Origin of the sequence: Phyllobacterium sp. (assembly GCF_037994405.1) — a bacterium.
Taxonomy (GTDB): domain Bacteria; phylum Pseudomonadota; class Alphaproteobacteria; order Rhizobiales; family Rhizobiaceae; genus Phyllobacterium.
The window spans coordinates 12,808-38,575 of record NZ_JBBNAN010000240.1; the positions used below are offsets into that span (position 1 = coordinate 12,808).

32 protein-coding genes and 1 pseudogene are annotated in these 25,768 nt (G+C 57.2%); 17 read left to right on the top strand and 16 right to left on the bottom strand.

Features of this window, described 5'->3' with window-relative positions; all coding sequences use genetic code 11:
• The first annotated feature begins 7 nt into the window (after window positions 1-7).
• From pyrE to AAAC48_RS13515, 9 genes are all read left to right on the top strand, one after another.
• Window positions 8-586, top strand: coding sequence for an orotate phosphoribosyltransferase (gene pyrE, locus AAAC48_RS13475; RefSeq protein WP_340654664.1), 579 nt, complete (start codon window positions 8-10; stop codon window positions 584-586).
• Between the two features lie 80 nt (window positions 587-666).
• Window positions 667-1,227 carry a DUF2062 domain-containing protein gene (locus tag AAAC48_RS13480; RefSeq protein WP_340654665.1) on the top strand — a complete coding sequence of 187 codons (561 nt, stop codon included), beginning with the start codon at window positions 667-669 and terminating at the stop codon, window positions 1,225-1,227.
• Complete coding sequence (acpS, locus tag AAAC48_RS13485; RefSeq protein WP_340654666.1) at window positions 1,224-1,628, top strand: holo-ACP synthase; 405 nt, start codon at window positions 1,224-1,226, stop codon at window positions 1,626-1,628. Before AAAC48_RS13480 ends, acpS begins: the two co-directional genes overlap by 4 nt.
• A gap of 89 nt (window positions 1,629-1,717) precedes the next feature.
• Window positions 1,718-2,500 (top strand): signal peptidase I, encoded by a 783-nt coding sequence (gene lepB / locus AAAC48_RS13490; RefSeq protein ID WP_340654667.1) that lies wholly within the window; start codon window positions 1,718-1,720, stop codon window positions 2,498-2,500.
• A gap of 7 nt (window positions 2,501-2,507) precedes the next feature.
• Window positions 2,508-3,221, top strand: a complete 714-nt coding sequence (gene rnc, locus AAAC48_RS13495; protein WP_340654668.1) for a ribonuclease III — start codon at window positions 2,508-2,510, stop codon at window positions 3,219-3,221.
• Complete coding sequence (era, locus tag AAAC48_RS13500; RefSeq protein WP_340654669.1) at window positions 3,218-4,156, top strand: GTPase Era; 939 nt, start codon at window positions 3,218-3,220, stop codon at window positions 4,154-4,156. The genes rnc and era overlap by 4 nt, the downstream gene beginning before the upstream one ends.
• Before the next feature lie 18 nt (window positions 4,157-4,174).
• On the top strand, window positions 4,175-4,951 hold the full coding sequence (gene recO, locus AAAC48_RS13505) for a DNA repair protein RecO (RefSeq protein ID WP_340654670.1): 777 nt from the start codon (window positions 4,175-4,177) through the stop codon (window positions 4,949-4,951).
• A complete protein-coding gene (locus AAAC48_RS13510) occupies window positions 4,948-5,466 on the top strand; it encodes a PaaI family thioesterase (protein ID WP_340654671.1) in 519 nt (172 codons plus the stop codon). Before recO ends, AAAC48_RS13510 begins: the two co-directional genes overlap by 4 nt.
• A gap of 99 nt (window positions 5,467-5,565) precedes the next feature.
• Window positions 5,566-6,744, top strand: coding sequence for a cellulase family glycosylhydrolase (locus AAAC48_RS13515; RefSeq protein WP_340654672.1), 1,179 nt, complete (start codon window positions 5,566-5,568; stop codon window positions 6,742-6,744).
• Window positions 6,745-6,750: 6 nt separating this feature from the next.
• On the opposite strand, the gene AAAC48_RS13520 is transcribed toward AAAC48_RS13515, so the two are convergent.
• Window positions 6,751-7,989 (bottom strand): MFS transporter, encoded by a 1,239-nt coding sequence (locus tag AAAC48_RS13520; protein WP_340654673.1) that lies wholly within the window; start codon window positions 7,987-7,989, stop codon window positions 6,751-6,753.
• 142 nt (window positions 7,990-8,131) lie between these two features.
• Between AAAC48_RS13520 and AAAC48_RS13525 the strand changes: the two genes are divergently transcribed.
• From AAAC48_RS13525 to panB, 6 genes are all read left to right on the top strand, one after another.
• The gene (locus AAAC48_RS13525) at window positions 8,132-8,353 is read left to right on the top strand and encodes a hypothetical protein (protein ID WP_340654674.1); all 222 of its coding nucleotides are present in this window, start codon (window positions 8,132-8,134) and stop codon (window positions 8,351-8,353) included.
• Between the two features lie 230 nt (window positions 8,354-8,583).
• On the top strand, window positions 8,584-9,657 hold the full coding sequence (nadA, locus tag AAAC48_RS13530; RefSeq protein WP_340654675.1) for a quinolinate synthase NadA: 1,074 nt from the start codon (window positions 8,584-8,586) through the stop codon (window positions 9,655-9,657).
• A gap of 17 nt (window positions 9,658-9,674) precedes the next feature.
• Entirely contained in the window at window positions 9,675-11,234 is a 1,560-nt protein-coding gene (locus tag AAAC48_RS13535) for an L-aspartate oxidase (protein WP_340654676.1), read from the top strand.
• Window positions 11,234-12,118, top strand: a complete 885-nt coding sequence (gene nadC, locus AAAC48_RS13540; RefSeq protein ID WP_340654677.1) for a carboxylating nicotinate-nucleotide diphosphorylase — start codon at window positions 11,234-11,236, stop codon at window positions 12,116-12,118. The genes AAAC48_RS13535 and nadC overlap by 1 nt, the downstream gene beginning before the upstream one ends.
• Window positions 12,115-12,960 (top strand): pantoate--beta-alanine ligase, encoded by an 846-nt coding sequence (gene panC / locus AAAC48_RS13545; protein WP_340654678.1) that lies wholly within the window; start codon window positions 12,115-12,117, stop codon window positions 12,958-12,960. Before nadC ends, panC begins: the two co-directional genes overlap by 4 nt.
• A gap of 24 nt (window positions 12,961-12,984) precedes the next feature.
• Window positions 12,985-13,800: a 3-methyl-2-oxobutanoate hydroxymethyltransferase gene (panB, locus tag AAAC48_RS13550; RefSeq protein ID WP_340654679.1), complete on the top strand. Its 816-nt coding sequence runs from the start codon at window positions 12,985-12,987 to the stop codon at window positions 13,798-13,800.
• A 3-nt stretch (window positions 13,801-13,803) separates the two neighbouring features.
• On the opposite strand, the pseudogene AAAC48_RS13555 reads toward panB, so the two are convergent.
• The 6 genes and pseudogenes from AAAC48_RS13555 to AAAC48_RS13580 all read right to left on the bottom strand — a co-directional run.
• Window positions 13,804-13,980, bottom strand: a pseudogene (locus tag AAAC48_RS13555) (addiction module antidote protein, HigA family); the annotation flags it as partial.
• A 2-nt stretch (window positions 13,981-13,982) separates the two neighbouring features.
• The gene (locus AAAC48_RS13560) at window positions 13,983-14,501 is read right to left on the bottom strand and encodes a cupin domain-containing protein (protein ID WP_340654680.1); all 519 of its coding nucleotides are present in this window, start codon (window positions 14,499-14,501) and stop codon (window positions 13,983-13,985) included.
• Window positions 14,502-14,511: 10 nt separating this feature from the next.
• The gene (locus tag AAAC48_RS13565) at window positions 14,512-15,471 is read right to left on the bottom strand and encodes an NAD regulator (protein WP_340654681.1); all 960 of its coding nucleotides are present in this window, start codon (window positions 15,469-15,471) and stop codon (window positions 14,512-14,514) included.
• A 2-nt stretch (window positions 15,472-15,473) separates the two neighbouring features.
• Window positions 15,474-15,989: a tyrosine phosphatase family protein gene (locus tag AAAC48_RS13570; RefSeq protein WP_340654682.1), complete on the bottom strand. Its 516-nt coding sequence runs from the start codon at window positions 15,987-15,989 to the stop codon at window positions 15,474-15,476.
• Between the two features lie 4 nt (window positions 15,990-15,993).
• Window positions 15,994-16,632, bottom strand: a complete 639-nt coding sequence (locus AAAC48_RS13575) for an HD family hydrolase (RefSeq protein WP_340654683.1) — start codon at window positions 16,630-16,632, stop codon at window positions 15,994-15,996.
• Window positions 16,633-16,645: 13 nt separating this feature from the next.
• Window positions 16,646-17,497 (bottom strand): folate-binding protein YgfZ, encoded by an 852-nt coding sequence (locus AAAC48_RS13580; protein WP_340654684.1) that lies wholly within the window; start codon window positions 17,495-17,497, stop codon window positions 16,646-16,648.
• Window positions 17,498-17,573: 76 nt separating this feature from the next.
• Between AAAC48_RS13580 and AAAC48_RS13585 the strand changes: the two genes are divergently transcribed.
• Complete coding sequence (locus tag AAAC48_RS13585; RefSeq protein WP_340654685.1) at window positions 17,574-18,911, top strand: dihydroorotase; 1,338 nt, start codon at window positions 17,574-17,576, stop codon at window positions 18,909-18,911.
• Here the strand turns inward: AAAC48_RS13585 and AAAC48_RS13590 are convergent.
• From AAAC48_RS13590 to AAAC48_RS13625, 8 genes are all read right to left on the bottom strand, one after another.
• Entirely contained in the window at window positions 18,899-19,687 is a 789-nt protein-coding gene (locus AAAC48_RS13590) for a PhzF family phenazine biosynthesis protein (protein ID WP_340654686.1), read from the bottom strand. The two genes, AAAC48_RS13585 and AAAC48_RS13590, sit on opposite strands and share 13 nt — an antisense overlap.
• A 27-nt stretch (window positions 19,688-19,714) precedes the next feature.
• The gene (locus AAAC48_RS13595; RefSeq protein ID WP_340654687.1) at window positions 19,715-20,605 is read right to left on the bottom strand and encodes a sigma-70 family RNA polymerase sigma factor; all 891 of its coding nucleotides are present in this window, start codon (window positions 20,603-20,605) and stop codon (window positions 19,715-19,717) included.
• On the bottom strand, window positions 20,592-21,047 hold the full coding sequence (locus AAAC48_RS13600) for a carboxymuconolactone decarboxylase family protein (RefSeq protein ID WP_340654688.1): 456 nt from the start codon (window positions 21,045-21,047) through the stop codon (window positions 20,592-20,594). The genes AAAC48_RS13595 and AAAC48_RS13600 overlap by 14 nt, the downstream gene beginning before the upstream one ends.
• A 94-nt stretch (window positions 21,048-21,141) precedes the next feature.
• Complete coding sequence (locus AAAC48_RS13605) at window positions 21,142-22,194, bottom strand: D-alanine--D-alanine ligase family protein (RefSeq protein ID WP_340654689.1); 1,053 nt, start codon at window positions 22,192-22,194, stop codon at window positions 21,142-21,144.
• Between the two features lie 77 nt (window positions 22,195-22,271).
• On the bottom strand, window positions 22,272-23,087 hold the full coding sequence (locus AAAC48_RS13610) for a hypothetical protein (RefSeq protein WP_340654690.1): 816 nt from the start codon (window positions 23,085-23,087) through the stop codon (window positions 22,272-22,274).
• A gap of 294 nt (window positions 23,088-23,381) precedes the next feature.
• Window positions 23,382-23,639 (bottom strand): hypothetical protein, encoded by a 258-nt coding sequence (locus AAAC48_RS13615; RefSeq protein WP_099999510.1) that lies wholly within the window; start codon window positions 23,637-23,639, stop codon window positions 23,382-23,384.
• A 102-nt stretch (window positions 23,640-23,741) separates the two neighbouring features.
• A complete protein-coding gene (locus AAAC48_RS13620) occupies window positions 23,742-24,149 on the bottom strand; it encodes a TIGR02301 family protein (protein ID WP_340654691.1) in 408 nt (135 codons plus the stop codon).
• A gap of 46 nt (window positions 24,150-24,195) precedes the next feature.
• Complete coding sequence (locus AAAC48_RS13625) at window positions 24,196-24,627, bottom strand: NUDIX domain-containing protein (RefSeq protein ID WP_340654692.1); 432 nt, start codon at window positions 24,625-24,627, stop codon at window positions 24,196-24,198.
• Between the two features lie 109 nt (window positions 24,628-24,736).
• On the opposite strand from AAAC48_RS13625, the gene AAAC48_RS13630 reads away from it, so the two are divergent.
• Window positions 24,737-25,501, top strand: a complete 765-nt coding sequence (locus AAAC48_RS13630; protein ID WP_340654693.1) for an SOS response-associated peptidase — start codon at window positions 24,737-24,739, stop codon at window positions 25,499-25,501.
• Here the strand turns inward: AAAC48_RS13630 and AAAC48_RS13635 are convergent, their stop codons facing one another.
• Complete coding sequence (locus tag AAAC48_RS13635) at window positions 25,502-25,624, bottom strand: hypothetical protein (protein WP_340654694.1); 123 nt, start codon at window positions 25,622-25,624, stop codon at window positions 25,502-25,504.
• Window positions 25,625-25,768: the final 144 nt, after the last annotated feature.

Consider the following 25,768-nt stretch of genomic DNA (forward strand, 5'->3'; position numbering starts at 1 on the left):
GGCGAAAATGAACACGAATGAAGTTCTGGATGTATTTCGCGAAGCGGGTGCAGTGCTTGAAGGACATTTTATCCTGACATCTGGTTTGCGCAGCCCAATATTCCTGCAGAAGGCGCGTGTTTTCATGCATGCCGACAAGACGGAACGCGTCTGCCGGGGGTTGGCCGACAAGATCAGGGCTGCCGGACTTGGCCAAATTGACTATGTGGTGGGCCCTGCCATTGGTGGTATCATTCCCGCCTACGAGACATCGCGGCACCTGGGCGTTCCAGCGATCTGGGTGGAGCGCGAAAATGGCCTATTCAAGCTCCGCCGGTTTGAAATTGCCAAAGGCGCGCGCGTTGTCATCGTGGAGGATATTGTAACGACAGGGCTTTCGATACGCGAAACGGTTACCTGCTTGCAGGAATTGGGAGCCAATGTGCTGGCGGCCGCATGCATCATCGACCGGTCGGCGGGAAAAACTGATGTCGGAGTGCCATTGATTGCTCTGGCGGAATACGAAGTGCCGGCCTATCCTGCTGATAGTCTTCCGCCGGAACTTGCCGCAATTCCGCCCGTTAAGCCCGGTAGTCGCAATATTTGATCCAGTAGAGAATACCGAGGCCGGTTTGACACATACATCCTGTATGAGGGGTGTTTGGATATAGAGGAACGTGAACAGAGATGCTTTTCAAAAGGCGTAGCGTACCAGGCATTCGTGAGCGGTTGCGCGTTGCGCTTTGGCCGCGTCGCTCTATTGGCCGGTCCTTGCGTTATTTTGGCAAGCGCGTTCTGCGGTTAAGAGCGACGCCGCACGCGATCGCGGCTGGCTTTGCTTGCGGGATCTTTGCTGCATTCATTCCAATCCTCGGCATTCATATTGCCGTTGCCCTGGCGGTCGCGTGGGTCATTGGCGGAAATATCGCCGCTGCCGTCATCGGGACGACGCTTGGAAACCCGCTGATTCTGCCTTTTATCTGGGCCGCAACGCTGGAGGCAGGGCGATTTGTCATGACCGGCAGTCTCAGCGGAGATCCTCTGCCGCACCATCTTGGTTCGATGCTGCGCCACCTGGATTTTGCCGTTTTGTGGGAACCACTGATCAAGCCAATGCTGATCGGTGCTGTACCGCTTGGTCTGGCCGCCGCACTTCTAGTCTATTTTCCAGTCCGCTGGGCAGTTGCGAGCTTTCAGAACCGCCGCAAATCGGGGTTTCGGCTTCAAAAGGTCGCTGAGCCGACATGATCATCGGCGTCGGTAGCGATTTGATCGACATCAGGCGTATTGAAAAAACGCTCGAAAGACATGGTCAGCGGTTCATAGACCGGATTTATACCCCCATCGAGCAAGCCAAATCCGAACGCCGGAAGCAGCGCGCAGCCTCCTACGCCAAGCGCTTCGCTGCAAAAGAGGCCTGTGCCAAGGCACTGGGCACAGGGCTTTCACGGGGCGTTTTCTGGCGCGACATGGGTGTGGTCAACCTACCGAGCGGCGCGCCGACCATGCACCTGACAAATGGTGCGGCGGAGCGTCTGTCAGCGATCGTGCCTAGCGGGTACACGACGCATATCCACGTGACGATCACCGACGATTTTCCGCTCGCACAAGCATTCGTGATCATCGAAGCGTTGAAAATCGAAGAATAGCCGCAATCAAACGCCATTGAGCACCGGAGACCGGCATTGCCCCTGGAGCCTTCAGCGGTTAAGAGGGGTCACATTTTGTTTTTGGAGATATGAGACACGTGAGCGACAAAGCTGTTGTGAAGAATTCTGGCGGTCTTGGCGAGACAATCAGCGTTATCGTGCAGGCGCTGCTGCTCGCACTTGTCATCCGGACGCTGCTGTTTCAGCCCTTTAATATTCCGTCGGGTTCCATGCGACCGACGCTGCTGGAAGGCGACTATCTCTTCGTCTCCAAATTTTCCTATGGCTATTCGAAATATTCGATCCCGTTTGCACCGGATCTGTTTTCCGGCCGCATCTGGGGCGGTGAACCGAAGCGCGGTGACATTGCTGTATTCCGCAAGCCGAATGATACGTCGCTGGACTTCATCAAGCGCGTTATCGGTCTTCCGGGCGACAAGATTCAGATGCGCTCCGGCGTGCTTTACATCAATGATGTGGCTGTGCCGCGCGTGAAGGTCGGGCAAATCGACAATTCCGACGTGACGGAGGTCAACCGCCCGGTCGATGTCTACCGCGAAACGCTGCCGAACGGCATCACCTATGACACCCTCGACTTGACACCGAATGGCCTCGGCGATGACACGCGGGAATTCGTGGTCCCAGCGGGTCATTATTTCATGATGGGTGACAATCGCGACAACTCAAGCGACAGTCGCTTTGATGTGGGCTATGTGCCGCTCGAGAACTTCATTGGTCGCGCCAATGTCATCTTCTTCTCGATTGCCGGCAAGGCAAGCCCGCTTGAAATCTGGCGCTGGCCTTCGGAACTCCGTTTCGACCGTCTGTTGCACAGTGTCAACGGTGCGCCCAATTCCGTGAAGAGCAATTGACGAGCCGATGAGTCTGTCCACTGAGGCCGTTCGCAGACTGGAAGAAAAGACCAAGCACACTTTTCGCGACCTCGCTCGTCTGGAGCGTGCGCTTACCCATGCAAGCGCACGCCCTTCGGCAGGGTCAGACTATGAACGCCTTGAATTTCTCGGTGACCGCGTCCTTGGATTGGTCATCGCCGAGCTTTTGTTTCGCGCCTATCCGACAGCGAGCGAGGGCGAACTGTCGCTGCGTCTGAACTCCCTCGTCAATGCCGATACCTGCGCAGCCGTCGCTGACGAAATCGGTCTGCACGAGTTCATCCGTACTGGCTCAGACGTGAAGGGCCTGGCAGACAAGCGCCTCAAGAGCCTGCGCGCCGATGTCGTCGAATCGCTGATCGCCACGATTTATCTGGACGGCGGGCTGGAAGCGGCGCAACCTTTCATCGAACGCTACTGGAACGCCCGCTCGCGTGAAATCAATTCGGCGCAGCGTGATCCGAAGACAGAACTGCAGGAATGGGCGCACCAGCAGAATGGGGCGCAGCCTCAATATACCGTCGTTGACCGCACTGGACCGGATCACGATCCGCAGTTTACCGTAAAGGTCAATGTCAAAGGCTTCGAACCGGCCACCGGGATAGGCCGTTCGAAGCGCATCGCAGAGCAGCAAGCTGCTGTCGCATTGCTTTATCGCGAAGGCGTCCGTCAGAAGGCGCAGGAAGAAGATACGAAATGACCGATCAGGACCAGACAACCGAGATCGAAGCCAAGTCCGATGCGCCAACCCGTTCGGGCTTTATCGCTTTGATTGGCGCGCCGAATGCCGGCAAGTCGACGCTGGTCAACCAGCTGGTTGGAAGCAAGGTATCCATCGTCACGCACAAGGTGCAAACCACACGTGCCCTTGTGCGCGGCATCGTTATTCACGAGCAAACACAGATGGTGCTGGTCGATACCCCCGGTATCTTCAAACCGAAGCGCCGCCTTGACCGCGCCATGGTGACGACTGCCTGGGGTGGTGCCAAGGATGCCGACCTTATTCTTGTTCTCATCGATGCCGAACTCGGGATCAATGAGGAGGCGGAGGCAATTCTCGACAGCCTGCACGAGAAGAAGCGCAAGGTGATCCTCGTCCTCAACAAGGTTGACCGCATCGAAGCGCCGAAGCTTTTGGAACTGGCGCAGAAAGCCAATGAAAAGGTCAGTTTCGACAAGACCTTCATGATTTCGGCATTGAAGGGGTATGGCTGCAAGGACCTGCTGAAATACCTCGCCGACAATCTGCCGGAAGGACCGTGGTATTACCCGGAAGACCAGATTTCCGATATGCCGATGCGCATGCTTGCCGCGGAAATCACCCGCGAAAAGCTGTATCTGCGCCTGCATAATGAATTGCCCTATTCCTCGACCATCGAGACGGAAAGCTGGGAAGAAAAGCCGGACGGTTCAGTTCGCATCCAGCAGGTTATCTATGTCGAGCGCGACAGCCAGAAGAAGATTGTGCTCGGCCATGAGGGCCAGGCGATCAAGTCCATCGGGCAGGCTGCGCGCAAGGAACTGATGGAAATCCTCGAGCAGAAGGTTCACCTGTTCCTTTTCGTCAAGGTTCGTGACAATTGGGGCAATGATCCTGAACGTTACCGCGAAATGGGCCTTGAATTCCCGCACTGATAGCGCGACGTTCCTTCAATGGAATGGCGAGACGAAGGTATAATTCTTGGAACGAGACGGCACGGGGAAACCAGCGCCATCCTTGAATTGATGACGCGCGAGCACGGCCGCCATCTGGGTCTCGTGCGTGGCGGACGCTCCCGCCGCATGCAGCCGCTGCTCCAGCCGGGCAACCGTGTCGACGTGGTCTGGCGCGCGCGCATGGACGAGCACCTCGGCATGATGCTGGTGGAACCTGTCAGCTTTGCCGCAGCGCGGCTGATAGAACAGCCAGTCGCTCTCTATGGACTACAACTTGCCGCCGCACATCTGCGGCTTTTGCCAGAGCGTGATCCCCATCAAAACCTCTTTGAAATCCTGGCCGTCATTCTCGATCATTGTGAAGATGCACTGATCGCGGGTGAACTGTTGTTGCGATTCGAAGTGCTGATGCTGGAAGAATTGGGGTTCGGCCTTGATTTAAAGCGCTGCGCGGCGACAGGCAGTGATCAGAACCTCGCCTATGTTTCACCGAAATCGGGACGCGCAGTCTCGCGCGACGCCGGTGCGCCCTGGGCTGACAAGCTTCTGGAAATGCCACCTTTCATGGTCAGTTCCAGCGTGCGTGCAGGGTCGCTTGATGAGATCTATGCAGCGTTCCGCTTGACCAGCTTCTTCCTCAATCGCCACGTCTGGGAGCCTCGGGCACAGAAGGCACCGGAAGCACGGGACGGCTTTTTGAGTGCCATTTCAAGATTACTGACAAATGCACCGCGGCAGGGGCATTCCGAGCAGGAAAGGTCTGTTTTTCCATGAGTTATGACGATTTGTCCGCGATCGATTTTCCCGGCGGCATCGGTCTGCTGCCGCTTGGCGACCTCGCAACACGCGGCGGTCTTGATATTCTGCAGGCCATGCTGCGCGGTGACTATCCCGCGCCGCCCATGGCCAAGACGCTCTCTTTCACCTTGCACGAGGTCGAACAGGATCGCGTGGTCTTCAAGGGAATGCCAAGACCGGAGCACCTCAATCCGCTAGGCGGTATTCATGGCGGCTGGGTTGCTACCCTGATGGATTCGGCTTTGGCCTGCTGCATCATGACGACGCTCAGGCCGGGTGAAGCCTATACGACGGCTGAGTTCAAGGTGAATCTGGTGCGACCGCTGAGCGCCGATATGGGCATTGTTTTCTGCGAGGGCCGGCTGATCCATCGCGGCCGCACGCTGGCAACGTCCGAGGCTTTCCTGAAAGACAACACCGGCAAGCTGCTGGCCCATGGCACGGAGACCTGCGCAATCTTCCCGCTCGAAAGCTTTGTTCGCGGCAAATAATGGAGGGTCGAAGCAGCTCGGCACCGCGCCGAGACCCGACCAAATAGCGCCTTACTGTTAAAGCAATTGGCAAGCTCATTAAGCAGGGGGCGATTGTTGATGCGCGTTTTGACGACACTTGTTCTTTCTCTGAGCCTGACCTGCGGCGCACACGCTGCCGATCTGTCCAGTTTCTGGGATAAGCCACAACATGGCGGCAACAGCTTCAATCGCCTGCCGCCCGATCAAGCCTATTTCGATGCCCTGCAACAGTACGGTGCGATGTGGGTACGGCTTTCCTACGACAAATGGAAACCAGCCAAACGCGATTTCCTCCTTGGCGATGCAGATCATTATGACGGCATTCCAGCAAGCGATCTTGCGACGCTGCGCGCGACGCTGGATCGTGCCCACAAGGCGGGGCTCAAAGTCGTCATCGCGCCTCTTTCGTTGCCATCGATGCGCTGGGCTCAGAACAATAATGGCAAGTTCGATGACCGCTTGTGGCAGGACAAGGGGAAATGGCAGGACGCCGCGCGTTTTTGGCATGATCTGGCCGCCGCCCTGAAGGACCATCCTGCGATCGCCGCCTACAACCTGATTAACGAACCTGCGCCAGAAAAGAAGGGCGGGCTGCAGGAGCATGCGAGCCCCGCTGACATGCAAGCCTGGTATCAGGCGCAGAAAGGCGGAGCGCGCGATCTGTTGGCTTTCTGCAATATGGTCATAGCAGAAATCCGGAAGGTCGATCCTGTGACGCCGATCATGGCCGATGCGGGCTGGTATGCGGCGGCCGGTGCGTTCAGCTACTGGCCGGCAGCACTTGCTGACAATAATGTGCTCTACAGCTTTCATATGTACGAACCCTATGAAGCGACCAGTGCCCCCAATATGAAGCGGGAAAAGCCCTATGGCTATCCGGGTGAGGTGCCCTATGCCGGTTCAAGCGTGATGTGGAATTCGCAGGAGGTTGCGAAGTATTTGGCTCAGCCTGTCGAATGGGCAACGGCGCATGGTGTACCACTTAGTCGCGTGGTTGCCGGCGAATTTGGCTGCATGCGCCGGCTGGCCGGGTGCAAGACCTATCTCGACGATGTGCTGACGGCACTCGACAGCAACAAACTGCACTGGGCCTTCTACAGTTTCCGCGAAGACAGCTGGGACGGCATGGATTATGAGCTCGGGTCCGAAAAAGTGAATTGGAAATACTGGGAAGCGATCGATGCCAATGAGCCTGACCCGGTGAAGCGCAAGACTACACCGGAGTTCGAGCCGATCCGCAAACGCCTCCAGCCTTGATCGGAGCTATTCCGCAGGCTGGAGAGCAGGGCGATACGCTGCCGTTTCCTGGATCGGCCAGTGAACGATGGCTGCGAAAATGCCAAGTACCACGCCGAGCCACCACACCGGATTGTAGCTGCCGAAATGATCATAGAGATAGCCGCCGAGCCATACCCCGAGGAATGAGCCGATCTGGTGCGAGAAGAACACGATGCCGCCCAACATGCCGAGATGGCGCGTGCCAAACATGATGGCGACAAGTGAATTCGTCGGCGGCACTGTTGACAGCCACATCAGGCCCATAAGGATCGAGAAAACAATCACCGAAGTACCGGTCTGGGGCAAGAGCAGGAAGGCGGTGACCACTATAGACCTTCCCAGGTAGAGATAAGCCAGGAATTTCGATTTGGAATAGCGCTGACTGATGACGCCTGACGCCAGCGAGCCGATGATATTGAAAAAACCAATCAGCGCGAGCGCTAGCACCGCATAGGTCGCATCGATACCGATATCACCGATATAGGCCGGAAAATGCGCTGTGATGAAGGCCACCTGAAAGCCGCAAACAAAGAAGCCGGTGGTCAACAGGAGATAGCTCTTATGTCCAAAGGCTTCGCGCAGAGCTTCACCAATAGATTGCTTGTAATGCGCTTCACTGACTTTGCCGCTGGAAGAATTGCCTCGGAGCGGAATCGCGAGAATTGGAATGATCAGCATGGCAAGCCCGAGATAGACCAGACCGTCAGACCAGCCGAACCGATCGATCAGTCCCTGGCTGATCGGCGCAAAAACGAACATGCCGGCTGAGCCAGCCGCTGTGCCGATACCGAAGACGAAAGTGCGATTGGCGGCGGAAACGTTCCGGGCAAAGGCCGACAGAATGATGCCAAAGGAACCCGACGCAACGCCAAGTCCTACGAGCACGCCGCCACCCAGATAGAGCAAGCCTGGCGATGTTGCCCACGCCATCATCACGAGACCACCGCAATACAAAATCGCTGACATAAACAGCACACGCCATGTGCCATATTTGTCGGCAATCGCACCGAAGAAGGGCTGTCCTGCACCCCAGAAGAGGTTCTGCAGCGCCATGGCCATGCCGAACGTGGTGCGATCCCAGCCTTTCTCGGCGAGCAACGGTAACTGGAAGAAGCCCATGGCGGAGCGGGGACCGAACGTCATGAGCGCAATAAGGCACCCGGCGATAATAATCAGCCACGGTACCCCAGTTTGCTTGACGGCTGTTGCTTGGTTCTGCGACATGGCGCTTTCCTTATTTCTGAGAAACGCAGGATTAGCGCATTTACCATCCCAATCAATTGAATTGAGTTGATTGATTCTTAAATGAGTTTGATGGGTACAAGCGTAGGCGTGTTTGTGCAGTGGTGAATAAAGGATTGAAAATATGCGACTAATTCTGCCGGTTCTGGCGCTCGGTACCCTTGTTCTTATAGGTTGCACCAATTCAGGAAGCGTCAGCCCCCTGGTCTTTTGCGACCGGCCAAGTGATTTCAACGCCAAAGTTTTCACCGATTGCACACCTCGCGTCGGCGGCGACAGCCCGTGGAAACGCGACCAGCAAGACCGTTACTACAACGACGACACCTATTTCAGACGGCATAGATAGGGGGACGGCTTGCGGCAGGGACGCGAAAGGGCGCACCCTTCTGGGCAGTGGTGCAATGAGATCAGCCTCTTGAAGCCAGCGAAATAATCCCTTATGTAGCAGCTGACGGCCTAGCCGTTTTTCTTTTGATCATAAATATGCTCATATTGAGTATAAATGTGATCTACCGACTGCACAGGCCGGGAGCCGGCCAGAGTTGATCAGTGAAGAGTGTCCAGGAGGAAGTGGATATGAGCAGCACTGCCCGCATGACCAGCGACCGCAACGAGCGGCAAACCGCAGCGGATCGCTATGGTATTCTTGAGATGCCTGATCTCTCTTACACACCGGAAGTTGCCGCGGAGACCGAGCATCTTTACGAGCGCGTTGCCCACCATATCCCTCGCATCGAGTGGCCAGTCTATGCGCCCTATGTGGCGGCGATCAATCGCCTGAAGAAGCAGCGCAATGCGGTCATCCTCGCGCATAATTACCAGACACCGGAGATCTTTCACTGCGTGGCGGATATCGTCGGCGATTCTCTGCAACTCGCCAAGGAAGCGACGAAGGTCGACGCTGACATCATCGTTCAATGCGGTGTGCACTTCATGGCGGAGACCTCGAAGCTGCTTAATCCGCACAAGACCGTGCTGATCCCGGATATGAAAGCCGGCTGTTCGCTGGCCGAGTCGATCACCGGCGCCGATGTGCGCCTATTGCGCGAGACCTACCCAGGCGTGCCGATCGTCACCTATGTCAACACGTCCGCGGAAGTGAAGGCTGAAAGCGATATTTGTTGCACCTCTGCCAATGCGGTTCAGGTCGTCGAAAGCTTCGGTGTCGATCGCGTATTGTGCCTACCCGACGAATTTCTCGCCCAGAACGTAGCTGCCCAAACCAAGGTGAAGGTGCTGACATGGAAGGGCCATTGCGAAGTGCACGAGCGTTTCACCGCGGACGAATTGCTCGCCTACAAGGCTGCAGATCCGGACATCCAGATCATTGCCCACCCCGAATGCCCGCCGGAAGTGGTTGCTGTCGCGGACTTCACCGGCTCGACAAGCGGCATGATCAATTATGTAAGAGATAATCGCCCCGCCAAGGTGCTTCTGGTCACCGAATGCTCGATGGCCTCCAACATCGAGTCGGAAGTACCCGACGTCAAATTCATCAAGCCGTGCAATCTCTGCCCGCACATGAAGCGCATCACACTGCCGAACATTCTCGAAAGCCTCGTCTATATGAGGGAGGAAATCCATGTGGATCCGCTCGTCGCCGAACGTGCGCGGCTTGCGGTTGAGCGCATGGTCAATCTAAAGAACTGACGCCGGAGGCGACGCTCATGTCCATTCAATCCGATCCCGTCATCATTATCGGCGGCGGCCTTGCCGGACTCTTCTGTGCGCTGAAGCTGGCGCCGCGGCCGGTCACGGTCCTCGCAGCGGCACCGATCGGTCGAGGTGCCTCTTCCGCCTGGGCACAGGCGGGTATCGCGGCTGCCGTCTCGGAAGGCGATACGATGGAAAAGCACGTGGCCGACACTGTAGCTGCCGGTGACGGTATCGTTGATGAGGGCATTGCCCGTCTTATGGCGAGCGAAGCGGCCGCGCGCGTCCACGATCTGCTTGAGTACGGGGTTCCATTCGATCGCGATCTTGAAGGCAGGCTCCAGGTCTCGCGCGAAGCCGCCCATTCTGAGAGCCGGATCGTTCGCGTCCGTGGCGATATGGCGGGACGCGCCATCATGCAGGCTCTTGTAAAGACGGTTGATGACACCCCGTCCATTCGGGTGATGGAAGGCTACGTGGTCGAAGACATCACCACGGAGAAGGGCGCTGTAACCGGCGTCATTGCACGGACGGAAGCGGGCCGCGGCAGCAGAGTAACGCTCTCCGCGCGGACGGTTGTGATCGCGACAGGTGGCATTGGCCATCTCTATGCGGTGACAACCAACCCTTCTGAGGCGCGCGGCGAGGGCATCGGCATGGCGGCTCGCGCCGGTGCCAGGATGGCTGACATGGAATTCGTGCAGTTTCATCCAACGGCACTGAATGTCGACAAGGATCCAGCACCGCTGGCGACCGAGGCCCTGCGGGGGCATGGCGCAACGCTGATCAATCGTGCCGGTGAGCGCTTCATGTTGAAGATCGATTCCGATGCGGAGCTTGCTCCGCGCGATGTCGTGGCACGCGGCATCTATGCCGAAGTCATGAGCGGACGCGGCGCCTGGCTCGATTGCACGAAGGCCGTTGGAGCGACGTTTGCCGAAGAATTCCCGACAGTCTACAAATATTGCCGCAACGCCGGCATCGACCCGGTCGTCGAACCCATTCCCGTTGTTCCGGCGGCGCACTATTTCATGGGCGGCATTCTGACCGATCAGGATGGGCGCACTTCTATCGATGGCCTTTGGGCTTGCGGCGAATGCACATCAACAGGTGCGCATGGCGCGAATCGCCTGGCGTCGAATTCGCTTCTCGAAGCGGTGGTGTTTTCGGCGCGCATCGCGGCCAGGATCGGCAGGGGTGACGGCAAATATACCGGCGACTGGTCAAAGGGTTCGGTGGACAGGGACGACCTGCAGGCCGAAGCCGACACGGCTGCGATGACCACATTGCGCAAGACGATGAGCGCGAGTTTTGGCGTTATCCGCGAGCGCAAGGGTATGCTGGAGGGGCTGAAGACCATTCTCCAACTGGAAAAGGCTAATCGCGACGCAGCATTCCGCAATGTGCTGGCGACCGCAAAGCTCGTTGCAATTTGCGCTTTACGCCGTGAGGAAAGCCGCGGCGGGCATTTTCGCACTGACTTCCCCAAAAAACGACCCGAATGGCAGCACCGGACATTCTTGACCCTGGCTGACGCCGAAACCACAGTGGACGAGATGATGGAGCTGGCCTGATGGCGGGTAAACCAGACGAAGCGCAAAAGGCTTTTTCGCCATCCTTGCCGCAACTGTTGATCGAAGATGCTGTGCGCGCCGCCTTGCTCGAAGACCTGGGCCGGGCAGGGGATATCACAACAAGTTCGACCTTGCCGGAAGAAGTCACCGCTGCGGCGGTGCTCTCCAGCCGCGAAGCCGGGACGATCTGCGGCATGGGCTTTGCGCGGACCGCTTTTGCGCTGATCGAGCCGTCTCTGAAATTCACGGCTTTTGTGAAAGACGGCGCGCGGGTCAATCGCGGCGACAAAGTCGCGCGGATCGAGGGCAATGCGCGCGCCATCCTGTCGGCCGAGCGGGTTGCGCTTAACTACCTGATGCATTTGAGCGGTATCGCCAGCTATACGGCGAAATTCGCTGACCTGATTGCCCACACGAATGCCAGGGTTTGCGATACCCGCAAAACCATTCCCGGCATGCGAGCCTTCGCCAAATATGCGGTGAAATGCGGTGGTGGCGCCAATCATCGTTTCGGCCTCGACGATGCGATCTTGATCAAGGACAACCACATTGCCGTCGCGGGCGGCGTGGCAAAGGCTATACTCGCTGCCCGCGCCTATGCGGGCCATCTGGTCAAGATCGAAGTCGAAGTGGACGGTCTTGAGCAGTTCGAGGAAGCACTGTCAGTCAAGGCGGATCTGATTCTTCTTGATAATATGGGGCCGGAACTCCTTGAAAAGGCGGTTAAAATAAACGCTGGCCGCGCCAGGCTGGAAGCGTCCGGCGCAATCGCTTTCGACACTATCAAAGCAATTGCAGAAACCGGCGTCGACTATATTTCGACATCAAAAATCACTATGGCAGCACCACCGCTGGATATCGGACTGGATATTGAACTGACATGAAAGTCATCGCTACGATTGCTGAACTGCGTGCTGCTCTCAAATCCGAACGGCTTAAAGGCAAATCCATCGGTCTCGTCCCAACCATGGGCTATCTGCATATCGGCCACATGACGCTGGTCCGCCAGTCGAAAGCTGCCAGCGATATCACCGTGGTTTCGATCTTCGTCAACCCGACGCAGTTCGGGCCGAACGAAGACCTTTCCACTTACCCGCGGGACATGGCAGGCGATCTCGCAAAGCTCAAGGCTGAAGGCGTCGACTACGTATTTACGCCGGAAGTCGCCGAAATCTACCGGCCTGGTGCCAATACGATCGTCGATAATCCAGTTCTGTCGCGCATCCTGATCGGCAAGATCCGTCCCGGACATTTCCGCGGGGTAACAACCGTCGTCACAAAACTGTTCAATATCGTTCAACCGGATCATGCGTTTTTCGGCGAGAAGGACTATCAGCAACTGACGATTATCCGCCGCATGGTGGCTGATCTCGATATGCCAATTAAAATTACCGGCGTGGAAACCGTGCGTGAGGACGACGGCGTTGCCTGTTCATCGCGCAATGCCATGCTGACGCCCGCCGACCGCAAGGCTGCCGTCATTCTGGCGAAATCACTGGCTCAGGTAGAGGAAATGGTTGCGGAAGGTCAACGCTCCGTCCCGGCCATTCGCAACGCGGTGCGTGCAGTTCTCGAAACCGAAAAGCGCGGCGAGATCGAATCCGTTGATATTCGCGATGCGCAGACACTTGATCCAGTCTCGGGTAAATTTAAGCAGCCTGTCGTCATCCTTTTGACGGTTCGCTTTGGCAAGGTGCGGCTGATCGATCAGCGCGTCATCGGCTGAACAAGGGCGAGGGAGGGGAGAAACATGAGCCAGGAAGTCACTATTCGCCGGGTCACTGCACCGGAAATCCGGGGGCGCAAGGGCGTAGAGCCGATCGTCGCGTTGACCTCATACCATGCCAATACCGCCCGGATCGTCGACAACCATGCCGATATACTCCTCGTCGGCGACAGTCTCGGTATGGTCCTCTATGCCATGGACTCAACACTTGACGTCTCGCTTGACCTGATGATCGCTCACGGCCGTGCTGTCGTCCGGGGCTCAAAGCGGGCGATGGTTGTGGTCGATATGCCCTTTGGTTCCTATGAGGAAAGCCCGGCAATGGCATTTCGCAATGCTGCACGCGTCATGCAGGAAACCGGCTGCGGCGCGGTCAAGCTCGAAGGCGGCGTCCGGATGGCCGATACCATTCGCTTCCTCACCGAACGTGGCATACCGGTCATGGCGCATATCGGGCTGACGCCGCAATCGATCAACACGCTCGGTGGTTTCAAGACGCAAGGGCGTGACACAGCGCTATGGCCCCTTATCAAGGCCGATGCGCAGGCAGTAAGTGCTGCAGGCGCTTTTTCGGTGGTGCTTGAGGGGATTGTCGAGCCGCTTGCGGCGGAGATCTCCCGCGAGTGCGCTATTCCGACCATAGGAATTGGCGGGTCGAGAGAATGCGACGGCCAGATCCTCGTGCTTGAAGACATGCTCGGCTATAACCCGAAGCCGCCCAAATTCGTCAAGGTCTACGGCGCTATCGGCACCGCCATCGACGAAGCGGTCAAGTCTTATGCGACAGACGTGCGCTCACGCACGTTCCCCGGTGACGAAAACGTTTATCTGCTGAAATAAGAACTATGCCGCCCGGATCGTGGGGATATTGCTCACGTCAACCTCGCGCTCCGCGTGCCAGGCATCGTGGGCGGCCTGCATTCGCAGCCAAATCTCCGCGCCATTGCCAAAGGCCCTGCCGAGGCGTGCAGCGACATCCGGCAAGACCGGCTTACTCTCGCCAATGATGTCATAGTAGCGGTTTATGCGCTATTTCGATCTTTCCGCTCTGTATCCGCGCCTTGCCAGTATTCCATCGTGGCTGATCGGTCATAGCCTTCGCCCATCAACCGAACGCCGACGCGACCGGTTTCGGGATAGAAAATCACGTCATTGGGGTTCTTTTCGCCGATGATGATAAAGCGGCAAGGCGCATCGCTGTGATTGTAGAAGGAATGGCCTACCTTCTGCCCGGCGGGAAAGACGACGTGATCACCGGCCTTCATCGCAAAGGTCTTGTCGCCGAGGCGCAGTGTCATTTCACCCTCCAGGATATAAGCCTGTTCCTCCTCAAGCATATGATAGTGATTGAGGCTCGACTCCATGCCGGGCGATAGCTCTTCCAAGGCGACACCGACATGATTAGCGCCGCCGAAGCCGGACAGATAGCGGAAGCGTGTGCCGTAGCGGCTGCCTTGTGACCATTCTTCCCACGGCACGGTGTCCGACGCGAATGGTTCAGAAATGCCATCTGCATTGAGTGATGTCGGTTTGTCGTCCATTTCTGTCTCCCTATCCTCTGCCGCCCACCCTAAGCCCTGCCACGCTGCGCTCCTCCAGCACATTGTGACGGAAACGATAAAGCGCCGCAGGCCGCCCGCGGGCCTGCGTCTGTTCAGCGCCCGTGGGTTCAACCAACTCCGTCGTCTCGACCAGCCGACGGAAATTCTGCTTGTGCAGGTGTCGGCCGGAAATCGCCTCCACCGTCTCCTGCAGCGCTGTCAGCGTAAACGTCGGCGGCATCAGTTCGAAGACAACGGGCCGGTATTTGAGTTTGGCGCGCAGCCGCGAAATGGCCGTGGCAAGTATGCGCCTATGGTCGAAACTCATCGGCAGGCCCAAGACGCGCGCAAGATCGGTGCGTTCAGCACGCCCGTCGCGCGCCGCCTCTTCAATCAACCCTGCCTCATACAGCAGCTCATAGCGTTCAAGGACGCGCTCTTCGTCCCAGACAATGCCGTCATGGCCAAAAGCGAGCCGAAACCGGCTTTGCCGCGCCGGCACGCCGCTCCTTTCCGCCCAGGCAAGCAATGCCGGCCGGATCGTCTCGTCGATTATCGCAGGCTTGCCGCCACGCCAGTCTTCCCAGGGCAGGAACGAATACCAGCTGCGCCAGCGTGCGCCGGATTTGCGCAGGGCTTCTTTGTTGTCTTCGGTTATGCGCGTAAGCGCGAGATAGCCCACTGAGACTATATGCAGGTCTCGATCTTCCGCCGTCTTGTGGCGGCCGCGATCGCCGAACGTATAAAGCTGTTCGACGTAGCCGAGGCGCAAGGGCGTCTGTTCCGCCACCCACTCCCGCAGCCCGGTCTCGAAGGTTCGATGCTGCAGGGGATTGAACGGGCCGAACGGCAGTTCGTCGCGCTCCGCATCGTCGCCGGAAGGCGTGGTCAGGATCAGCGGGTCATTGTTCGTCACGGCAACGATGGCGGCGCTCAGGTTGATTTCAACCGCATTGGGTGCGCCGGTCATGATTACACCACGAGCGGTAGAACGAAGGGCGTGCCTTCGAAGGCTTCTTCGCCGCGCCCGATTGCCTTGATTGCATCGACCATGCGACCCTGACGGCCAAGCATGTCGTCGGCAAGCGCTACCAGCCGGCTGTTGGGTGTTGCGGAGGGCGCATTTCGACGCAGCGTCTGGGCCAGCTTGCCCTCATCAAGCTCCGGATTGAGCGCCAGCGCCGCAATGTAGGCACCGGCTGTGGAACGCGAAATACCGGCATAGCAGTGGATGAGAAGGGGTGCCTTGCGATCCCAGCGCTGGCCGAATTCGATCAAATGACTGACATGATCAGCGATCGGATGGATCATGCCCTCGGTTGGCTCGATGATGTCATTGAAACCGAGAAAGAGGTGACGCTCTTCGGCAATCTCGGCCGGGCGCGGCACCGGTGTGCCGCTATTGATCAGCGTTATCATATCGCGGGCGCCGAAACGCGTTGCAGACTCCGCAAGGCGGGAAAGTGGCGAAACAACGATATGCGGCATGATCTTATCCTCGATTCTGCATCCGTTGATTATCAAGAAATGCAAAGCGCTGCAGAAAAGCATTTTGCACATTCTGGGTTGCCATGACGGTCAAGTCGAGACCTTGCGGGTCAATACCGCGCGGGCGGCCAAAAAATTGTACCGCTTCTTTCTCGGCAAATCCGGCAAGGCACGTCGCCTCGAAGTAGGCCGCAATCGCGTCAGCCCGCTTGATCAGGGTGCGCAGATCTTGTTTTACCACTGGCGAGAGCGAAAATCGTAGATGAATGGCATGCTGCAGACGCAGTTCCACGCTTTTGTAATCACCGCCGACAACGGCTTTGAACGGCGAAATCATGTCGCCGATCACATATTCCGGGGCATCATGGAGGAGAGCAATAAGCCGCTGCTCTGTGGTCGCATCCGGGACGATCTTGCCAAAGATTTCTTCGACCAGCAGTGAATGTTGTGCCACCGAAAAAGCATGTTCGCCAACGGTTTGGCCATTCCAGCGAGCGACGCGGGCCAAGCCCTGGGCGATGTCTTCGATTTCGATATCCAGCGGCGAAGGGTCGAGCAAATCCAGCCTGCGCCCGGACAACATACGCTGCCACGCTCGCAGTTCAGTTTTCTTTAGTAAAATGGTTTGCGGCTTTGCCGGCATTAACGATCCCCGCTCAGGCTTCTTGCGTCGCCTCGGGGAATGTAAACCGGTGTTCGGGCGGAATGGCAAGGTGGATGGCAATCTCTCCTGCCAGAATAGGCGTGTCGCCGTCCATCGCGTCTTTCACCCGATCGATGCGGACAAGCGCCAGCCCGGCTTTCCCAGCGACGCTGCCGAGCGTACCGATCTCGCGGCCGTTCGCCGTAATCGCTGCGCCGGTTGCGGGCAAATCCGACGTGCCGCTCGCAACAAGGATACGCTTCCGCGCCGTGCCCCGATGCTGCATGCGCGAGACGACTTCCTGACCGACGAAACAGCCCTTCTTGAACGACACGCCGCCAGTCTGGTCCAGATTAACGTCATGCGGGAAGGCGTCGCCAAGCGCATAATCATAAGGTGCTTCCGCAACGCCATGGGCTATGCGCAGGACTGTCCAGGTGGATTCGTCTCCACCAGGTGGCTGCTTGCCACCATAGTGCCGCCGAACGTTCAGCACATCGGGAAAGCGTCGATCACGGGCGGTTGAATCAACGTCTGAAGTGCTGGACTCACTTTTCCAGGAAACCCGGACAAGCGATTCTGAATCCACAGCAATTTGTACTTTCGCGCGCAACTTGTAGAGCGTGAGACGCTTCAGGAGATCATCCGCGGAAGTTTGCAGCGTATCGAGACGAAAGCCATCGCCATTGCGCGAGATAAGGAATTCGAACAGGATCTTGCCTTGCGGACTGAGCAAAGTGCCCGGTCTCAGATCGCCGCGTTCAAGGGTGTCGAGATCGGTCGTGATCAGGTTCTGGAGGAAGCTTTCGGCATCCTCGCCGGTCACATTGAGGAGCGCTCGTCCGTTTAAACTTGCCGATGGCATTGCATCACCCTTGCCTTTCGCGTTCCTGTTACGTAATCCGCAAGGAACAGGTTCGCAAGGCTGGAATGGAAAGCAGATGGCTCAAACTTTCGACACGATCTTTCGAAGCGGTATTGTCGTCAACCAGGATGGTGTTGGCCTGCGCGATATCGGCATCACGAATGGCCGCATAGCCGCCATTGGCAATCTCGGCGGTGCTTCGGCGGGTGAGATCATCGATGCCACTGGCTTGCACATCCTGCCGGGTGTGGTGGACAGTCAGGTGCATTTCCGCGAACCGGGGCTTGAACACAAGGAAGATCTCGAGAGCGGCTCGCGCTCCGCTGTTCTCGGCGGCGTGACGGCTGTCTTTGAAATGCCCAACACCAAGCCCTTGACCACTTCCGCCGAAACCCTTGCGGACAAGGTGCAGCGCGGCCACCATCGTATGCACTGCGATTTTGCCTTCTGGGTCGGCGGTACGCGTGACAATGCAAATGACGTCGCCGAGCTTGAGCGGCTGCCCGGCGCCGCCGGCATCAAGGTGTTCATGGGCTCGTCAACCGGCGATCTTCTCGTCGAGGACGATGAGGGCGTGCGCTCGATTCTGAAAAACACCCGCCGCCGTGCCGCCTTCCACTCGGAAGACGAATTCCGCCTGCGCGAGCGCGAAGGTCTGCGCATTCCCGGTGATCCATCATCCCACCCCGTGTGGCGCGACGAGATCGCGGCGCTCAAATGTACCGAACGTCTGGTACGGATCGCGCGGGAGGCGCGGGCCCGGATCCATGTCCTGCATATCTCGACGGCCGAGGAGATAGACTTCCTGAAGGATCACAAGGATGTGGCAAGCTGCGAGGCGACGCCGCATCATCTGACGCTCGATGCCAGCCAGTATGCGACGCTTGGGACACTGCTGCAGATGAACCCGCCGGTGCGCGATGCGCGCCATCGCGACGGTGTCTGGAAGGGCATCGTGCAGGGGATTGTTGATGTGCTCGGCTCTGATCACGCGCCGCATACGCTGGAAGAAAAATCAAAACCCTATCCGGCTTCACCCTCCGGAATGACCGGCGTGCAGACACTGGTGCCGATCATGCTCGACCATGTGAATGCAGGGCGCATGTCGATCGAACGCTTCGTTGATCTAAGCTCGCATGGCCCGAACCGCCTGTTCGGCATGGCTCGCAAGGGCCGCATCGCGGTTGGCTATGATGCCGACTTGACGATTGTCGACATGAAGCGACGGGAAACCATCACCAATGCGCAGGTCGGCTCGAAGGCTGGCTGGACGCCCTATGATGGCAAGACCGTCACCGGGTGGCCGGTTGGGACGATCGTTCGGGGTCACAAAGTGATGTGGGAAGGTGCGATCGTCACGCCTTCACAAGGCGAACCTGTGCTGTTTGGCGAGGCTCTTTTTCAGGGCAGATAGATTTCCGCTTTCATGAAGGTGACGGCTGAACCAGTGATGAGCACTCGGTCGCCGGCAAGCTCACAGAGCAGATGCCCCCCGCGCTTTGAACACTGGAAGGCTGACAGCTCCGTCTTGCCGAGCTTCGCGGCCCAGTAGGGCGTCAGCGTTGCATGGATCGACCCTGTCACCGGATCCTCCGGAATACCTGCATAGGGCGCGAAATAGCGGGAGACGAAATCATGTTCGTTTCCCTTCGCCGTGACGACAAGACCAAAGGGACCAAGTGCCGTGATCCTCGGTAGGTCCGGAATGAAACCGCGCACAGCCTGTTCATCTTCCAATTCGACGAACAGATTTTCGAAATTCTTGAACGCAACTGCGTTCTCGCCGGCGATTTGCCTCAATAGTGGCGAAACATCGTTGATCGGCTCTGGAGGAAAGCTCGGAAAATCAAGCTGATAGGCTGAGTTCTTGCGGTTGACGCGCAATGTTCCAACACGCGTTTCGAAGGCGAGTTCGCCCTCCATGCCCAGCTCGTGCGCGAGCGCATGCGACGTGGCGAGTGTTGCATGACCGCAGAAATCGACCTCATGCAGCGGCGCGAACCAGCGCAAATCCCAGCCGCTTGCGTTACGCTTTACAAAGGCCGTCTCGGCCAGATTGTTCTCGGCTGCAATCGCTTGCATCGTCGTGTCGGGAAGCCAGTCATCCAGAACGAGGACAGCGGCCGGGTTGCCACTGAACAGCTCTGTCGTGAAGGCATCGACCTGATACATGGTCAGCTTGGTGGTCATGGCACCGTCCGTTGCGTGGATCTTCCGTCAAGCTGTACCTTGAGGCGATGATTTCGCAAATGCCAGATGGCCTAGTTTTTCCGGATTGCGCACGATATAAATCGTCTTGATCTTGCCGTTCTCGATTTCGAGAGCAGTTGTCTGCGGAATCCCATCGAACTCGGTAGTTACAAAACCGGGCAGTCCATCGATCATCCCCTCATGCAAAAGCGGCGGGAACCGGTATTGCACGTGGCGGGCAATGCCATCGAAGAAGCGGGAAACCTTGGCAATCGTATAGATCGGGTTGATCGTGGAAGGACGAATTCCACCACCATCGGCATACATCACCACATCATCCGCCAGGAGCGATTGCAGCGCCTGCATGTCGCCACTGCGTGAGGCATTGAAGAAAGCCCTTGCTATATTCTGCCCCTGCTCGTCGGACACCGGAAAACGTGGCTTGGCTTGCTGAACATGATTGCGTGCCCGGCTCGCAAGCTGGCGGCAAGTCGCCGGATCGCGGCCAATTGCTTCGGAAATCTGATTGAAGTCCTGCCCGAACACGTCGTGCAGCAGGAATGCCGCGCGTTCCAATGGCGAAAGCCGCTCCAGGGCCATCATCAGCGTCAGGGTGATGTCGCTGTCTGACTCCTCTTCGCTCGGGTCGAATATAGGTTCTGGCAGCCAGTTTCCCACATAGGTTTCCCTTCGAACGCGTGCGGATTTCAAATGGTCAAGGCACAGCCGCGTAATGGTGCGCACCAGAAAGGCCTCTTGGCTGCGCACCTCTGACCGGTCGGCCTGATGCCAGCGAAGGAAACCTTCCTGAACGATATCCTCCGCCTCCGCGACCGATCCGAGCATGCGATAAGCAATGCGGATCAGTCGCGGTCTGAGGCGGTTGAACGTCTCGGCCGCGTTATCAGGCTGCGGCACGGTCTTTGGCTACCGGGTGGATCGAGCGGAAACCGATGGCCAGACGGTTCCACCCGTTGATGGTGACGATCAGCATGGAAAGCTTGACGATCTCCTCTTCGGTGAAATGTTCCTTCAGCGTGTCGTAGTCACTGTCCGGCGCATGGGTCTTGGCGACCAGCGTCAACGCCTCTGTCCAGGCCAGGGCAGCACGTTCACGATCGCTATAGAGCGGCGATTCCCGCCACGCGTTGAGCAAATAGAGGCGCTGTTCGGTCTCGCCCTTACTGCGCGCATCTTTCGAATGCATGTCGAGGCAGAAGGCGCAGCCATTGATCTGTGAGGCCCGCATCTTGACGAGTTCGATCAGGCTCATTTCCAGCCCGCTATTCACCACGCTCTCCTCCATCTTGAGCATAGGCTTCAGGGCTTCGTGGTTGTAGGGGTTCAGTCTCGCTTTCATGATGTTTCTCCGTGTCTGGCATTCAGTTGCCTGAACACAAGACGAGACAGCGTTACCGAACGTGACATCAAAACGAAATCTTTCAAAGAAAATTTCAGGCAGCGCGTCTCAGGGCGTGGCGGATCAGCCGGTCGATCAGTTCCGGATAGGTTATACCGCTCGCGGCGAATACCTTTGGATACATGCTGATATTGGTAAATCCTGGTATCGTATTGATTTCATTTATAAACGCCCGCCCATCGGCACGCAGGAAGAAATCGATGCGCGCCATGCCCTCGCAACCGAGCGCCACGAATCCTCTCTTCGCCATGTCCTGCAGCGCGATCGTGATGTCGTGCTCGATAGGGGCGGGCACAAACAGCGCCGCACCGTCCGCGTCGACATATTTCGCCTCGTAAGAGTAGAAACCATGAGACGCAGCCGGGGCGATTTCGCCCGCAACGGAGACATGCAATGTGCCGTCCTCGTGCTCAAGCACGCCAAATTCAATCTCGCGTGCCTCAACGAACTCCTCAATCAATATGCGGCTATCGTATTGCAGGGCGCTATCGATGGCCAATCGGAGTTCTTCGATCGTCCTGGCCTTGCTGACGCCGACGGAGGAGCCCTGTCTCACAGGTTTGACAAAGACAGGCCAGCCCAGATCCCGTGAAATTGCTTCGATGTCCGGCGAATCTTGTCGGCTGACCATCACGCCGCGGACCACTGGCAACCCGGCTTGAGCCAGCAAGCATTTGGCCTGGTGCTTGTCCATGGCCGCCGCTGAACCGAAAATGCCACATCCCACATAGGGTACGCCAGCTACTTCCGCCAAACCTTGAACAGAGCCGTCTTCACCAAAGGGGCCATGCAATACGGGAATCAGCACATCAACAGGTGCAATTTCGTATGCGGGGCCGGATTGCGGAATAACCAGCGCCCGGCCTTTGCCGCCGGGCAGAAAATTGATCTGCGCACCGTCCTCGGGAACCGAATGTGGAAATTCACTCTCAACGAGCAGCCACTGACCTTGGCGCGTGATTCCGATCAGCACGACGTCATAGCGTTCTTGATCGATTGCCTGAGCTACGTTGCGGGCCGACATGACAGAAACATCATGTTCGGCTGACTTGCCACCAAACAGAATTGCAACGCGTAACCTGGACATGCTGAAACGCTAACCTCGAAAAGAGCCAAGAACCGACTGGAAAACTGAGCTATCGTGAAGGCGCCCCGGAGGACGTCTCAGTCGCCCGTCACGAAAAACCGCCAGCGGCCTTTTGGAGTGATGCCGAGACGATAGAACACATACGTTCCGAACTGCTTCATCTCGTCATAATCGCCAGCGGTGACAATCTGGAAGAGCTCGACCTTTTGCTTCGCGTCGAGTTTGTCGAGCGGATAGGCGAAGAAATAAGGCCAGACATAGAGCTCGTCTGGCGTGCCTGCATCGAGATGCACATAGCCTGACTCGAGCACATCAACGAGGATGGCGAGAATCTCCTGGCCATCAGAATCGCCGGCGAGGCTTTTCAGGTACGCCAGAGGATCGCCTTCGATGTCCGTAAGCGACAGCATTGTAACATCATCGCCGGAACCGATGAGCGGTCGAAGCGCCTCGATCGATCCAGACTTTGCGGCTGTCAGAATAAGCTCGCGCATTTTTTGCACGGGGAATGGCAGTTTGCTGACGTCGTACTCTACCTGGGGGATCGGTGCCCCTTCCTTGGCGTTCGGCATGGCAACATTGCTGTTCGACGAACCACTGCCGCCATCATCCGTTGCGGCAGGCGCCTTGTCGGGATTATCAGGTGCGGCAGCCGGATTGTCTGGCGAAGCTGCCGGCTTTTGCGTTTCGCCGGCTGGCTTCTGCTCAGTACCCGGCTTGGCGGGCGCCGATTCTGCTGCTTTTGGAAGATCTTCTTTCTTGATCTCGCTCAAGGCGAGTTGAACTGGCACATCGCGATCAGCGGACAGAGCCGGAAAGCTGAAAACACAGACCGCAACTGCTAGAATACCGGTTCTGGCGATCGCGGAAGCGGAAATGTGCTTTTCAAGCATGCAGGATCACCCGAGTGTTAGAGCAATAGGCATTCAAATGGAGCCAGTTCTGTTTCTCAGATGGCGAGACAATCCACGCCAAAGGTGGCGGGGTCGATGTCTTTCCATCGGATGAAGCCGCCTGACAAAGTGGGTGTCCGCCAGCCGGAAACCCGAAGGGCGGGGTGCATTCGGGCCAAATCCTTCGGGCTTCGGCTTCGTCCGATGCAATCACATCGGTCTCGCCAAACCCCTTGACCATGACCACGAATTCTCTCCGGCAGAACGGTCCCATTTGGATGTCTATTGCTCTAATTATTGCAGAACGCGATTCGATGAAAACTCACCTGCAGAAATACGTTCACGCAGCACTTCAAGCAAGGCCAACGCCGACACTTCGCCGTTATCGCGGATCAATTCGGTCAACGCGGTTGCGAAAGCGGCTTCGGCCATAATTTCGGGTTCGATACCTTCAAGCGTGCCATCTGCCCAGACTTCATTCTGATATTCGATCGCAACCAGTTTTTTTTCTTCTGCAACCAACCTATCAAGGTCTGTCGATGTCATGTTCATGATATACCATCCTTGGCCGAGGCCAATTCTTAAACTACCGCTAAATAATACCATAGGTTTTGTCTAAAATGCGGTCCATTGGCTCCAACAGTTAAAGCCTGGTTAATTTCCATAGCCCGATACGATCTCAGAAGAAAGCCTCATTCCTTCTGCCTGGTAGCGGTCAATCGCCGCAATCGCCTGGCTGGTACACGTCGAATATGTCTCGTTGAATGTGCGGTAACCGCGGTTGAATCCAGCTATCAGCCTTGCCCTGCGCGCAGGGTCAGGATTTTCCGCCAAGAGCAGGGAATCCATGCGATCGCGCCACTGGCTGCTCTTTTCACCGCAAAGGTTGCGCAAGGAATGGATCGATCCCAGCACCTCGGCAAGGCGAAGAAGTTTTGCCTCATACAGCGGATCGACCGCATAGGCCGGTGCCGCTGCGAAAATCGCCGCCAAAAGCGCTGTGATCAATGCTGTACGCCGCACGGAAAGCCCTGAGCCCTGAAAATTCAAGTAGAGAGGCATGTTGCCCGAAAGCAAGGCACCTTCAAGGCGTCGATGGTTAATACCCTCAACTTTCGAAAGAGTGTGCCAGATATTGTGCAACTTCCAACACGCTTTCCGTCACGTCGAATGCCGCCATCTCCTCCACCCGTAACCAATGCACCGCAGCCGCATCATCGGCGGCGATGGCTTCCCCCATGGGATCGTGAGCGAGGAAAACGGCGAGACGGAACGGTTTCGGTGACGGAAATTCGGGTGTCGAATAGTCAAAGGTCACTGTTGTAAGATACGAGACATTGCTCGCGACGATGCCCGTTTCCTCATAAAGCTCGCGAATTGCCGCCTCGTGCGGAGTTTCGCCGTCCTCGCGCCGGCCACCTGGAAATGCCAGCCAGCCCTTCGACGGTTCGCGTCCGCGTTCGACGAGCAGGAATGCCTGGTCGCGAATGCAAACGGCCGAAACACCATCGACAGTTGCGGAAAGGGGAATCTGGTCCATATATCAGGGGTAAGTGGTGGTTGAGTGTTTGACAAGAGCGCCGATAGCTTGACCCGGCAATGCAAATGCGGATGATCGCCACTCCCAATTCAAATCAGGCCCAACTTGCATGTGCGGACGTTTTTCCCTCCTCGGTACTCCGGAAGAGATCGAAGCCTGGTTCGATCTGATGGAACTTGAAGCATTTCCGCAACGCTACAACATTGCTCCAACACAGCCGATCCTAATGGTCGTCAGCGGTGATACGCCGCCGCCCGGCAGCAACCGGCCCAACCGCCGCGCGTTGCTTGTTCGATGGGGCTTCATTCCGGGATGGGTGAAGGACACCGCCAATTATCCATTGATGATCAACGCCCGCTCGGAAACGGCGATTGAAAAGGCCTCATTTAAGACAGCGATGCGTCATCGCCGCGCTCTGATCCCGGCTTCGGGCTTCTACGAATGGCGGCGAACGGGCGATAAGAAATCGCAGGCCTATTGGATCCGTCCGCGCAATGGCGAAATTATTGCCTTTGCCGGTCTCTACGAGCCCTGGGCCAATGCCGAGGGCTCTGAAATTGATACGGGCGCGATCCTGACGACCAGCGCCAGTGAAAATCTGCGCTTTATCCATGACCGCACGCCCGTGGTGATCGAGCAGAAGGATTTTTCGCGCTGGCTCGACTGCAAGACGCAGGAACCTCGCCACGTCGCCGGTCTGTTGAAGCCTGCGCAGGCGGATTTCTTCGAAGCCATACCCGTATCCGACAAGGTGAATAATTTCGCCAATACAGGAACGGAGATTCAGGAACGTGTTAATGAAACTGTGGAAGAGCGCAAGAAACCGGCACGGGCCAAGTCACAAGAGCCTGACGACCAGATGAAACTGTTCTAGCTAGAGCAATTTCCGATCATATAAACGCAGTTCTGTTTCCCGGATGGCGAGACAATCCATGCGGAAGGTGGCAAGGCCGATGTCCACCCATCGGACGAAGCCAAACCCCTTGACCTTGTCCACGAATTCCCTCCGGTAGAACGCGTCGATTTGGTCGGAATTCGCTCTAGCCGCTTTGGCCTACTTCTTGCTGAGCAAGGCCACCGCTTCGACATGCGCCGACCAGAGAAATTGGTCGATCGGAACAACACGGTCAATCTTGTAGCC